This window comes from Sorangium sp. So ce117 (assembly GCF_051524395.1).
Lineage (GTDB): Bacteria > Myxococcota_A > Polyangia > Polyangiales > Polyangiaceae > Sorangium > Sorangium cellulosum_B.
Genome location: NZ_CP150309.1, coordinates 1,945,253 through 1,957,526 on the forward strand (window position 1 = coordinate 1,945,253; position 12,274 = coordinate 1,957,526).

At 69.8% G+C, this 12,274-nt stretch carries 8 protein-coding genes; 2 read left to right on the top strand and 6 right to left on the bottom strand.

All coding sequences use genetic code 11. The annotated features are described in order from the left end of the window. Window positions 1–312: 312 nt before the first annotated feature. Both WMF46_RS07320 and WMF46_RS07325 read right to left on the bottom strand, forming a co-directional pair. Window positions 313–1,401, bottom strand: a complete 1,089-nt coding sequence (locus WMF46_RS07320) for a hypothetical protein (RefSeq protein ID WP_437984949.1) — start codon at window positions 1,399–1,401, stop codon at window positions 313–315. Window positions 1,402–1,555: 154 nt separating this feature from the next. Continuing rightward, on the bottom strand, window positions 1,556–2,557 hold the full coding sequence (locus WMF46_RS07325; protein ID WP_437984950.1) for a Vgb family protein: 1,002 nt from the start codon (window positions 2,555–2,557) through the stop codon (window positions 1,556–1,558). 1,102 nt (window positions 2,558–3,659) lie between these two features. On the opposite strand from WMF46_RS07325, the gene WMF46_RS07330 reads away from it, so the two are divergent. Further along, window positions 3,660–4,445 (top strand): SDR family NAD(P)-dependent oxidoreductase, encoded by a 786-nt coding sequence (locus WMF46_RS07330; RefSeq protein WP_437984951.1) that lies wholly within the window; start codon window positions 3,660–3,662, stop codon window positions 4,443–4,445. A 109-nt stretch (window positions 4,446–4,554) separates the two neighbouring features. Here WMF46_RS07330 and WMF46_RS07335 read toward each other — a convergent pair whose 3' ends face one another. The 3 genes from WMF46_RS07335 to WMF46_RS07345 all read right to left on the bottom strand — a co-directional run bounded on the left by WMF46_RS07335 (window position 4,555) and on the right by WMF46_RS07345 (window position 10,037). Beyond that, a complete protein-coding gene (locus tag WMF46_RS07335) occupies window positions 4,555–6,867 on the bottom strand; it encodes a di-heme oxidoredictase family protein (protein ID WP_437987867.1) in 2,313 nt (770 codons plus the stop codon). Between the two features lie 79 nt (window positions 6,868–6,946). Next, a complete protein-coding gene (locus WMF46_RS07340) occupies window positions 6,947–8,524 on the bottom strand; it encodes a DUF1552 domain-containing protein (protein ID WP_437984952.1) in 1,578 nt (525 codons plus the stop codon). Between the two features lie 52 nt (window positions 8,525–8,576). Then, window positions 8,577–10,037, bottom strand: a complete 1,461-nt coding sequence (locus tag WMF46_RS07345) for a DUF1592 domain-containing protein (protein WP_437984953.1) — start codon at window positions 10,035–10,037, stop codon at window positions 8,577–8,579. A 348-nt stretch (window positions 10,038–10,385) separates the two neighbouring features. Here WMF46_RS07345 and WMF46_RS07350 point away from each other — a divergent pair, with 348 nt between their 5' ends. Next, entirely contained in the window at window positions 10,386–11,243 is an 858-nt protein-coding gene (locus WMF46_RS07350; RefSeq protein WP_437984954.1) for a LamG domain-containing protein, read from the top strand. Window positions 11,244–11,246: 3 nt separating this feature from the next. Here the strand turns inward: WMF46_RS07350 and WMF46_RS07355 are convergent, their stop codons facing one another. Then, window positions 11,247–12,266, bottom strand: a complete 1,020-nt coding sequence (locus WMF46_RS07355) for a hypothetical protein (protein WP_437984955.1) — start codon at window positions 12,264–12,266, stop codon at window positions 11,247–11,249. Window positions 12,267–12,274 lie beyond the last annotated feature (8 nt).

Below are 12,274 nucleotides of genomic sequence, written 5' to 3' on the forward strand. Positions count from 1 at the left end.
CACTGACCCGTGACGCCATTGCGGTCCCATCGACGTAGATGATTGCGCTTTCATTGATTTACGCGCCGCAAGCTCGCCTCTCCCGCCGGCCGTTGATGGGGAGTAAGCGTTCACCGGCCAGACCTCCTAGGGTGGGCGGTGTTGCGGGGTGGGCTGCCGCTCGGGCTGTCGGTGCCGCGGCGCACGGTGCTCAGCGGGTGATGAGAAGGGGGCGTGCCTGAGCGCGCCGCGCTGGCCATGTGCGTCGGACGGAGCGCGCCTACCGCGATGGATCGCGCGGCGCGCTCCGTCCTGCGTCATCAGCCGATCAGCTCACAGGTTGGTGTTGCGGGGGCACGTGGTGCCGCTGGAGCCGCAATTGAGCTCAAGTGTCGCGTCACACGCGATGAAGCCGGCGTCCGTCAGCGCGTCCTCGAAGCTCGCCGGGTTCGCGATGATCCAGTTCATGAAGCTCGTCTCGGCTGCAGCCCGAGTTCCATTGCCCTCATTGAGGTACAGGAAGCGAGCGTACGGGTACGCGTTGGTCGGGTCCGTGATGAGCTTGCGGATGTTGGTCACGCTCGGCTCTTTGCTGTTGATCCAGAGGTACTTGTTTTCGTAGGTGCCCGAGGCGACCTTCGCGTCGCCGCCCGCGTAGGCGATCGCGCTGGCGTTCGCGCCCACGAGCTTGCCGATGCAATCGGTGGCCGAGTCGGTCGCCGCGCAGGGCGTGGGCACGAGCGAAGAGGTCCCCGGCGTGTCGGTCGAGAGCCGCGGCCCGGCGGTCTCGTCGTCCACCACGATCTGCACGTTCGAGCAGAAAGCCGTGCAGCCGGTGAGCGCCTTGAAGATGTCGGTCGTGCCCGAAAGGTCGTCGCGGCGATACATCACGAGGGGGCTCGAGGAGCTCGTCGACCCCGAGGTGAACTCGCCCCACGTGTCGAAGGCGGCGCAGCTGGAGGCGTCGCCGTCGCCGTCGCCGCAGAACGCGCCCTTGACGTTCGCCGAGGTCGCGCCGGTCGCGCTCTGGTCCGCAGCCTTGTCCGACCAGATATAGACGGCGTCGAGCGCGACGCGATTGCTCTTCTGACCGCTGTCACAAGAGCCGCCCAGGTCCCTGGACATCGGAGCGATCGTCTGCGCCTTCGCGTTGCACGGGGCGGAGCCGCTGCCTTCCAGGCACTGCTCGCCTCTGCCCGACCCGGTACCGAGGTAGTCGAGGGACGCGCTGAGCCCCGCCCGATTGATCGCGTCCGTGATCGCGTTGAACATCGTGTCCGACCCGTAGAATTCCGTGCCGTTGATCAGCGCCTCTTGCGATTCGCCGATGACTTCCTCGTCCGTGCTGCCCACGGCGCACGCCGCGAGGCCGAGGACCGAGAGCGCCGAAAGGACCAATTTGCCCATCTTCTTCATGATCATCTCCATCGTTCAGAGTGACGGTGCGCCTGTGCACCTCGATCGTCTCGGTGCACCGGCGCGCATCGAACAAGTCAACATTCCAAGGAGAACCGCCTGGCCGCCGAAGCGCTCGCCGGCAGGCGGACAAGTCTCTATCTCTCCCGATGCGTGCCGCTCAGTGGGTGGTCACCGTGCGGATCTTGCCGAGGCGGCTCGCCCCCGCCTCGGTGAACCAGAGGTTGAGGAAGCCGCACCGCTGGAGCGACGGGACCAGCGTGAGCCCGAGCGGACGAGAGCCGGCGATCGGGAGAGCGAACTCGGTGACGGCGCCGCTCGTGGTGATGCGTCCGATCTTGTCCCCGAACTGCTCCGTGAACCAGAGATTGCCGTCCACCCCGAGCGTGATGGACGAGAGTCCGACGCCCACCGCGGGGAGCGCGAACTCCGTCACGGTCCCGTTGGTGTCGATATTCGCGATCTCGCTCGCCGTGGTGAACCAGATTTTGAGGTCGGGACCGAGCGTCATCGCGTTGGGGCGCGCGGCCGAGGGCGGCAGCGGGTACTCGGTCGCGCTCCCGGACGTGCTGATCCGCGCGATCTTGTTCGCGCGAAACTGCGCGACCCAGATATTTCCGTCGATTCCAGCTGCGATCCCGCGCGGTTGGCTGCCGGCAGTCGGCAGCGCGAACTCGGTGATCACCCCGGCCGGCGTGATGCGTCCGACCTTGTTGCCGAGGACCTCGGTGAACCACAGATTCCCGTCGAATCCCAGCGTGATCGCGGACGGGCTCGAGTTGCTCGTCGGGATATCGTACTCGGTCACGACGCCGGTCTTCGTGATCGCCCCGATCTGGTTTCTCCCTGGGTCGGTGAACCAGATCCGGCCATCCGGACCGAGGGTGATGCCGACCGGGCTCGCGCCGGCCGCGAGCGGGTACTCGGTCACGGTGCCGCTGGAGTTTGCGGCCCCGATCTTGCTGCCGGAGAGCACAGTGAACCACACTCGGCCGTCAGGGCCGAAGGTGATGTTCCCCGGCGAGGCGTTCGAAGGAATGGCGTACTCCGTGATGTCTCCCGCGGACGCCGCCGGGCAATGCCCGGCGCTCGCGTGCTCCGCCTGCGCCATCAACGCGCCGCCGACCATCATCGACAAGGCAATAATCGACTTATTCTTCATTTTATTCTCTATCAGGGGTTGAGGTTGAGAGCGTCTCGCGAGATCTCCTGTCACGAATCTGTGAATGCCGCGGCTGCGCCGCGCGCAGGCGTTGCTCGGCGAGAGCGGCGCTACGCGCGCTCTCGACCGCTGCCTCTTCGCGCTCACGCTCGTCAGCGGTTCGTCACGATCCCGCTCGGCGCCCCGCTCGGAACTGCGCTGGCAAACTGCGTGCACACACGGCGCTTCCCCCATTCCCTCCCCGGAATCGGATTCCGTCCTATGTCGATTCGCGCCTGTTTGCTCGTAAGATGAGCCATGCAGCCGCGGAGCGAGTCACGTCCCGCGGTATGGTGGGGTGTCGGCGCCAGGCGCGCGCGATGAGAACGCAACGCCGGGACCGCGCGCCGGCCGGACACGCCAAACAGGTTGGTTGAACGGCCATGGCTGCATGGAGCCGATGGCCGGACCCATCCGGGTCACCGCACGATCGCGAAATGCCGCCGCGGCGTTGCCGGACGGCGGAGCGAGGACGAGCAGCGCTCCTGCCTCTGCTGGTCACCCCGCATCAGAATGCAATGGTGACGCGCTCGAACGCTCGCGCATTTGCGCGATTTGGGCGCGTCGATGCAATCGAGGCCCACACGTCATAGCTCGCTATGCGGGGGGGGGACGGTAGCCATGCCCCCCGGCGGCTTCGTGTGGGCCGGACTATAGTAGGCGCGATGGCGAAATGCGCGAAGTTTGTGTTACGTATTACCGACGTGTGTCCTGTGATGGCGTGATCCTGTTGTCCTCGATCGGCGAGCTGATGCACTCGAGAAGGATCTGGACGTCAGCTGTGCGACGCTCCTGTGCCGAAACGGTAGAACGGCAGCATCGGATATCGCTGCTCGAGAGCGTTTCGGCTGTCAGCTGTGCGACGGTCCTGTGCCGGAACGGTAGAACGCCAGCGCCCGATACTGCCGCTCCTGCGAGAGCAGGGGGCGCGCCTTCAGGCAGCTGCGCCCGAGATGGGGAGGCGTAGCGCGCGGCCGCCGGCCGCCGGCCTCTGGCCCCGCGGCAGGCGGCCGGCGGCAGCAAGTTTCTCGTCGGCATCCGGAGGTCGTGTACTCTCGCCGACATGGCTCCCGTCGTCGTCATCACCGGTGCATCCAGCGGAATCGGTCGATCGCTCGCGTTCTCCTGGGCGAAGCGCGGCGCGCGCGTGGTGCTGAGCGCGCGCGGGCGAGACGCGCTCGAGGGGGTCGCCTCGGAGGTGCGCGCGGCGGGCGGCGACGCCCTCGCGGTGGCCGGCGACGTGACCGTCGAGGAGGACCGCAAGGCGCTCTGCGAGCGGGCGCTCGGCGCGTACGGCCGGCTGGACGTGCTGGTGAACAACGCCGGGCGCGGCTATTACACGCCGTCGATCGAGATCGATCCCGCCGAGCTCGAGGCGCTCTACCGGCTGAACGTCGTCGCCCCCGTGCGCCTCGCGCAGCTCGCGATCGAGCCCCTCGCGGCCGCCAAGGGTACCCTCGTCATGGTCTCCTCCATTGCGGGGCTCGTCTCCGCGCCGCGGATGGGCCCGTACGCCTCGTCGAAGTTCGCGCTGGAGGCGCTCGCGATGTCGCTCCGCGCGGAGCTCTCATCGCGCGGCGTGCGCGTGCTCGTGGTGCGGCCGGGCCCGGTCGAGACCCCGTTCCACGCGCACTCCGTGGTGACCGACGACAACGTCGGCTACCGCCCGCCCGGCCACAAGAAACAGAGCCCGGACGAGGTCGCCGAGATGATCGTACGCGCGGTCGATGCGGGCCGCGACGTCCTGGAGACGAGCCTGTTCGTGAAGACCGCGAGCCTCGCCGCCCGTGTGGCGCCCGGCCCCATGCGCTGGCTCTCGAAGCGGATGGCGCGGCGCTCGGGGTTCTGAGCGAAGCGCGCCCCTGCGCCGGGAGCGCCGAGCGGGGCGAGCACCCGAGCAAGCCGAAGGAAGGCGGAGGCGGGGAGGGGCGCCCGGAGCGAGCGCAGCGAGGCGGGGCTCAGAGCGAGCGCAGGAAGGCGACCACCGCGTCGCGATCTTCCGCGGGGAGCGCCACGAAGCGCTGCTTCGCGGCGTCCGCCTCGCCGCCGTGCCACAGGATCGCCTCGACGACGTTCCGCGCGCGGCCGTCGTGCAGCAGCTGGGTGTGGCCGTTCACGGCCTCGAGCAGCCCGATGCCCCACAGCGGCGGCGTCCGCCACTCGCGCGGCCCCGCGAGGTGGTCGCTCGTCGACGTGTCCGCGAGCTCTTCTCCCATGTCGTGCAGGAGCAGATCGCTGAAGGGCTGGATGAGCTGATCCCGCAGCTCGACGAGCGGGTGGCGGCTCCCCGTCTTCATCGAGGGGACATGGCAGCTCGCGCACCCTGCCTGGCTGAACAGCGCCTCTCCGCGCTGGACGGCCGGGTCCGCCGTGTCGCGGCGCGGCGGCACGCCCAGCATGCGCATGTAGACGGCCAGCCTGTCGAGATCCTCGTCGGAGAGCTCGGGATCTCCGCGCGTGCCGGCCTGACAACCCGTCTGCGCCTCGCCGCACTCCTCGACAGGGAACAGGCTCGTCGTCACGCCCATGTCCGCCACCAGCGCGTCGGCGACCTGGTGAGGCACGCTCACCTTGCTCGCCTTCCAGCCGAAGCGCCCTATCCGCGTCACCCCCGAGACCGGGTCCGGGATCAGGTTCGGACGGCCCGAGATACCGTCCTGGTTGCAGTCCATCCCGTCTGCGCGCTCGAGCACCGCGTCCTCCGCGATCGCCTCGAGGAGGCCCATGCCCACGAGCGGGCGTGCGACGCGGACCGAGTAGCTCGCGATAGGCCCCGCGGAGAGCCCGTCGAAGCGGAACGTGGGCTTTCGCAGGACGTACGGCGTGCCATCGGGGAACTGCCCGGGCTCCTCGGTATAGGCCACGGTGGCCGTACCCTCGCTTTCGCCCCCGCCCTGCGCCTTGTCCTGCAGCTGCCGGCCGTAGCTCGGGTCGACGGTGGGCCCGCCGTCCGTGTTCGCGCCTGCGCCGAACAGCTTCACGACGGCGGTCTCCATCGCCTCGCCGGGCTCGGGCGGGGCGCCGCGACCGTTGTTGATATGGCAGCTCACGCACGCCGCCTGGTTCGAGAGCGGCCCCGCCTTGCCCGCGTGCTCGTCGAAGACGGGGTTACCGCCCTCGCTGTGCTCGCCGGTTGCAAAATCGGTATGGAACAGGCGGCGCCCCTCGAGGAAGGGCTGGATAGAGCTCTCCTGGATGTTGAGCGCCATCTGCTCGTAATAGAGATGAGGCTCCTCGTAGATGTACGGTATCGTCCCGTCGCCGCCCGACAGGGCCGCCTCGTTCGGCTCGTTGAACGGCGTCAGCTCGCCGCTGCCGACGCGGTAGCGGAACGTGTCGCTGTAATAGCTCGTCCTCCCCTCGACGGTGCCCGCGTCAAGGAACACCCCGAACTCGAACTCCAGCAGATCTCCCGCGCGGATCTCCCTGCTGTCCCTGGCGTTGCGATCGACGACGAACTCCCAGTGGGTGCTCGTGATGCGCTCCATGCCGTTGTTCGAGTCGAACACGTTGCCCTCGCCCGAATACCAGCAGCGGAAATTGATGGTCTGGTTGAGCGATGCGTTTGCCTTGGGGAGCCAGGTGAACTTGACGGTGCTTCCGCCCGCCGCGATCGTGTCCTCGACGATGAACTTGTAGCTTCGGTTCTCGAAATAGCGCGGCTGGTACGGGCTGAACTCTTCCTCTTTCTCGTGGCGCCCGCGCACGCGCCCTGCGGCCTCGAGCGTGATCGTCCCATTGGCGGCCGTCGTGGTGATCGGCTTGCCCGCCGTCGCCGAGGGGAACAGCGGGGAGATCTCTCCGTCCACGCCGGAGCACTCGCCGGGATCGACCGCGCCGCCGTCGCAGGCCGGCGCGGGCGGCGCTCCCGCGGAGAAATAAGCGAAGATCGCCTCGATGTCGGCCGTCGCGATCTGCTGCTCGCCGAAGGCCGGCATGCGCGCGTCCTCCGTGCGCCCCGTGCGCACCTGCGCCGTGAATTCTTCCAGGGTGCCCTCGAAGGCGAACAGATCGGGAAACCCGCCGGTCGGCTTGCCGTGGGCGCTATGGCACCCGCCGCAGTTCAGCGCGAACGCCTGCGGCAGCGCTGGCCCGTCGCTCGTCTCCTCGCAGGGCGGCGCGCCCTCCGGACCGCCCCCGTCGCCCGGCGAGGGCGACTCCGGCGAAGGCGACTCCGGCGAGGGAGACGCGGGCGACAGGTCGCTCGAGCACCCGAGCTCTGCTGCGCAGGTCACGAGCAGCCCGAGCGCGACATGGAGACCCCCGGACACCAACCGACGTGAGCGGCTTTCGAACATCGCGTTTCGACCTCCGGTGTGAGCCCATCCATCGAGACCGTGAACCGCAGAGCTACCGCAGGATCTCCTCGAGGAGCGCGTTCGGCACGCCGCGGCGATCCTCGCCGAACGACGCGACGCCGAGGTTGTAGTACTGGTTCATGATGGTGAACCACAGATCGCGCAGCTGGCGATCCTGGCCGAGGGGGCCATACGCGACGTGCGCGTCGTTCAGGAAGACGCCGTCGCCGCCCAGGAGGACGATGGGCAGATCGTACGCGTCGTGGTCGTGCGTACGCATCTCGCTCATGTAGACCATCACCGAGTGATCGAGCACCGTCCCATCCCCCTCGGGGATCGCGTCGAGCCGCTGCGCGAGCTGCGCTGTCTTCTGGCCGAGCCAGCAGTTGATCGCCGCGAAGTCGAGGTTGCTCTCCTCGACGACCGCGTAGCGGCCGCCCTCGTCCGTGGCGCCCAGGTTGCCGGGGCCGTGCTGGCAGGAGTGATAATGGAGGCTGCTGCCCTCCCTGTACTCGAGTCCCACCTTCGCGCGGACGTCGGCCGGGATGCACCGGTACTCGAACTCGGAGCGCGCGTCGTCGAGCATGTGGGTGATGACGCGCGTCACGTCGCATTGAATGGCCATGACGATGAGATCGATCATGACGTTCGCGTGATCGTCGTGTTTGTACTCGCCGGCTTCCGTGCTGTCGTTCTCGTTGAGGCCCTCCTGCTGCCCCGGCGGCTCGGGGACCACGCCGGGCTGGCCGATCGGGCTGCAGCCCAGGCTCGACGGGGTCATCGTCGACTGGACGCGGGTCACGTTCTTCTCGGTCTCTCGCAGGGCGTCCAGGTACTGCTGGACGATCTTGCGATCGTCCGAGCCGACCCGGCCCATGAGCGAGTTCGCGTCCGCGAGCACCGCGTCGATGACGCTCTTCTCGGTCGCGGCGCGGCGCTCCGCCTCGATCCTGGCCTGCTCGTCGGTCTGCCCTGGCACGGAGGGCGCGCTCGCGGCGCCCGCGTTGATGAGCGCGTCGAACACCGCCTTCGGGTTGACCGAGCGCTTCAGCGGCTCGCGTGGGCTCTTCCAGGAGACGGCCTGATTGTAGGCGTAGCTGCGCCCGTCGAAGAAGCCGGGCTTCACCCCGAGCCCCGTCTGCAGCGACGGGATGCGGGTCGCCTGCTCCGGGCCTGCCTTCTGCACGATGAGCTGGTCGACCGAGACGCCGTTGCCCACCCACTCGCCGAGGTCCTGCCCGGCGGCCCTCCCGAGCTCGTCGGCGTCCACGCAGGTCGACAGCGCGGCCATGCAGCGCGAGTGGGACGGCTCGAGGAACGCGTTCTGCTGCTTGCTCCACGTGTGGTTGCCGAGGCGGCTTATCATGAGCATCTTCGACTTCACCGGCGCGAAGTGCTCGAGCACCCTCGGCAGCTTGAAATCGGCGCCCCTCAGCGTCTTGCCGAACGCGGGCGCCGTCTCCCACCAGTGGTGGGGCGCCCCGTTCGGGAAGGTGCAGAGCAAGAAGCGCTTCGGCGTGCCGGGCTCCCCGCCGCGCGCGGTGCGCGGCGCGAGGCTCTCGAGAAACGGCAGCGCCAGGCAGACGCCCGCGCCGCGCAACAGGTTCCTGCGTGTCATTCCGCGTTTCATGTGCGCATCGCTCCTTCGTGCCTGGTTCCGTGAGGAAACAACGCCTGCGCCTTCACTTCGCCCCGACCTTCGCTGCGCGGAGGCGGAACGCCTCGCTGGTCACCACCTGCTTCACCAGATCCGCGATCGTCCCCTTCTCCCAGCGCGCGGCGATCGCCTCGAGCGCGCCCCTGTCGCCGCCGCTCGGGCGCCGGCGCAACGCATACGTGAAGAGCTGCTCGGAGGGGCAGATCCCCAGCTGGGGGTCCTTCTGGAGCTCCGGGATGAGGCCCGAGATGTCCTGGAACGCCGCGCCCCCGTACTCGCCTGTCGCGTCGACCGCGTCGCCGTTCGGGTACGCGGTCCGGTAGGCGCCTATCGCGTCGAAGTTCTCGAGGCTCAGCCCGATGGGATCGAGGACATCGTGACAGCCCGCGCAGTCGGGCGACTCGCGGTGCTTCTCGAGCTTCTCGCGGACGTTGTCGACGGCGCCCGTGTCGCCTCCCGCGGCCTCGAGCTCCGGGATATCCACGCCGGCGGGAGGGGCCAGCTCGGCGCAGTAGAGCTGCGCCAGGATCGTCTTCGCGCGCGACGTGGGGGAGGTCCGATCGGCGCGGGAAGACAGCGTGAGGAACGCGGGGAGCGTGAGGAACCCGGCGCGCCCGGCCCCGGGGTCGTTCGCGTAGAGCGGCGCCAGCAGCGGGCTCTCCGGGTGGGGCGCCGTGAGGAACTCGGACCACGGCCGCTCGCCGGTCGTGAAGCCGGCGAAATAGGCGTTGGCCTGGTCGATCATCGCGCCCTTCATCTCGTCGTTCCAGCCCGGGAACATCGCTGTGTCGACGCTGTGGCTCGGGAGCGTGCGGGTCCCGAGCCACTGCCCGAAGAAGTTCTGGAAGAACGCGGCGCTCTTCGGGTCGGCCAGCATGCGGTCCACCTGCTCCCGGAGCTCGTCCTCGGTGGCCAGCGCATCGCCCTCTGCGGCGTCGAAGAGCTCCTCGTCCGGGAGCGAGCTCCAGAGGAGGTACGAGAGGCGCGACGCGATCTCATGGCCGCCGAGGGCGCCCGGCGATCGCTTCGAGTCGGGGCCGACCTCGATCCGCAGGAAGAAATTCGGCGACGTCAGCAGGCTCCGGACGACGTGCTGCACCGCCTCGACGGGGGACATCTCGAGGGTGGTGCGCGCGTCGTCGTACTGCGCCGCGTACCGGTCGACCTCCGCCGCCTCGAGCGGGCGCCGGAAGGCGCGCAGCCCGAAGCGCTCGATGATCTCGCGCGCGCACGCGTCGTCCGCGCCCGCGCCCTCCGCCGGGTCGCACACGAGGATCTGGGCGCGCTGCGCCTCGTTCGAGAACGCGTCGGCCGCCAGGGTCTTGGCGGCGTCGTAATACCCCTGGACGAGGACCTGCGAGAGGCTCGAGAGCGCGCTGGCGTTCGCGTCGAAGCCCTTCGCGCCGGAGGCCGGGAACCCGTCCGCCGGCCGCAGGCGCGTGCCCAGGAGGTGGGCGACCGTGTTGTTGTACTCCGATGCTGTCATGTGGTGCAAAGGCATCCCGCCTGGCGCGACGGCGGCGTCGTCTCCCGGTTCCTGCCCCGGAGCGTCATCACCTCCGAGGATGCCAGTGCACGAGACGCTCAAGAGACATCCCCCGGCGACGAGCCAGGGACTCGCGAACACTCGGTCAAGTCGGCACATCATGGTCGGCTCCCGCGTGTGGAATCAGCACTCTCCCCCTCGTCGCCGGAGCGCGCGCCTTTCGTGATCGAATCGACCGCACGCCCGCGCTACGATCCGCCTGTGTCGTGCGCGCGGAAGACTACGATGATGGTGCTGCTCCTCGGCCTGTCCGGATGTGGGGCAGATATGGATATTGCGGTGGGCCGTATGACTCCGACGTCGGTTGTGGGCGGCGGCGGGGAAGGTGGTCGTGGCAGCGGGGAAGGGGGGCGTGGTGGTGGGGCGCTGACCGGCGGTGAGGCGGGAAGCGGCGGCGAGGCGGGCGGCGGCGGCGGGGAGGGGGGCAACGGCGGGGAGGGAGGCAGCGGCGCGGCCCCCTGCGATGTGCTGCCGTCGCTGGCTCATCGGTACACGTTCGACGGGGTGGGGGCGGTCGTCGCCGATACGGTCGGCGGCGCCGACGGCGAGATCTTCGGCGGCGCGAGCCTCGACGGCGGAGGGGTGCTCACCCTTGACGGAGAGGACGACTACGTCGATCTGCCCGCGGGTCTCCTCACGGGGCTCCGCGACGTCACCGTCATGGTCTGGGTCGCCCGCAACGGCGGAGGGGCGTACCTGCGCGTCGTCGACTTCGGCATCGGCAGCACAGGGGAGAATCCCGTCGAGGGCGACTCGAGCGTGGGGCGGTCCTACCTCGTCATCACCCCCTCGACGGGCTTCGACCCGCCGGGTATCGCAGCGCTCGCGAGCGACAGCGGCGCCGCGGGCCAGGTGCAGGTCACCACCGCGCCCACGCTCGATGACGCCGAGATCCATCAGCTCGCCGCGGTCTTCGACGGCGCGGCGGGGACCCTTTCGCTTTACCTCGACGGTGCGCTGCTCGGCAGCACGCCGGTCGGCTTTCCGCTCTCGGCGATAAAGGACGCGAACAACTGGCTCGGGCGGTCCCAGTTCGATCAGGATCCGTATTTCGGAGGGCGTTACGACGAGCTGCGCCTCTACCGCGGGGCGCTGGCCGGCTGCGCGATCGAGGCCGCGTGGCGCGCCGGCCCGGAGTTGCCCTGAGGATCAGAAGGCCAGCGCGAGCCCGAGGCGCGCGCTGAGGCCCGCGGCCGGGGGGCGGTAGACGATGCCGTCGAGGTTCTCGACGACGAAGCGGGGCCGCCTCAGCGGGACGACGGCGTGCAGCGCGCCCTCGACGCTCACGGGAGCGGCGATGCGCCATTCGAGCAGCGTCCCGAGCCCGGCTGCGAAGATCGGCGTCGTGAGGGTGAAGGGCTCGTCGACGTCTCGCCCCCTGGAGCGGAGCCAGTGCTGGCGGCCGAGCGCGCAGACGTAGACGCGGATGGGGCGCTCGAGCGGGAGCGCGCACGCGTCGACCTCGAGGAACCAGAGCCGGAACTCGGCGCCTGCAGCCTGCCCCGCGATGTGGCTCGAGCTCGACGGCACCACGCCGGCCGCGCCGTCCGCGCGGAACCAGCCGCTGCGGATCCCGCCGCCCGCGGCGAGCCCGACGCCGATCGTCGGGACGAGCGCCTGCTCGATCTGCGCGCTCACCCAGAGCGCTCCCTCCACGTCGCGCTCGTTCGCGGCGGACGGCCGCGCCGCCGCGGGAGGTGGGCGGCGCGGCGCGGGAGGCGGCGGGCGCGGCGCGCTGGCGGCGGGGGCGGCGATCGCCTGGGGCGGCGCGGGCTGCGCGGCGGCGCTCCGCGCGACCGCGTCGGGATCGATCGACATCGCGACGATCAGCGCCGCTGCCCGCGACATGGACGCGCAGTCGTCGCCACGGATCACCCGCTCGCCCGGCGCCGGCGCGCGGATGCGCAGGTCGAGCCGGTAGCGCTCGTGGCGCTCGCGAGCGATCGCGATCTCGACCTCGATCGGCTGGCGCTGCTCCGACGTTCCCAGCAGCCGGGCGATCTCGCTCCGGACCTCGTCGACCGGCGGGCACCCCGCCGGCGCTTCCCAGCGGAGATCGATGGTGCGCGGCTCGGCGGGCGCCGCGAGCGCGCGCGCGGGCAGGAGCCCTGCCGCGGCGATCAGCGCCGGAACGATCGACGGCGCATGCGCCCACCTCGAGACGTGCACCCGCGCAC

What these genes read in the sequence shown, in the direction of transcription:
- WMF46_RS07345 (WP_437984953.1), bottom strand. Translation starts at nt 10,037, where the DNA reads ATGACAGCATCGGAGTACAACAACACGGTCGCCCACCTCCTGGGCACG.
- WMF46_RS07350 (WP_437984954.1), top strand. Translation starts at nt 10,386, where the DNA reads ATGACTCCGACGTCGGTTGTGGGCGGCGGCGGGGAAGGTGGTCGTGGC.
- WMF46_RS07320 (WP_437984949.1), bottom strand. Translation starts at nt 1,401, where the DNA reads ATGATCATGAAGAAGATGGGCAAATTGGTCCTTTCGGCGCTCTCGGTC.
- WMF46_RS07330 (WP_437984951.1), top strand. Translation starts at nt 3,660, where the DNA reads ATGGCTCCCGTCGTCGTCATCACCGGTGCATCCAGCGGAATCGGTCGA.
- WMF46_RS07325 (WP_437984950.1), bottom strand. Translation starts at nt 2,557, where the DNA reads ATGAAGAATAAGTCGATTATTGCCTTGTCGATGATGGTCGGCGGCGCG.
- WMF46_RS07340 (WP_437984952.1), bottom strand. Translation starts at nt 8,524, where the DNA reads ATGAAACGCGGAATGACACGCAGGAACCTGTTGCGCGGCGCGGGCGTC.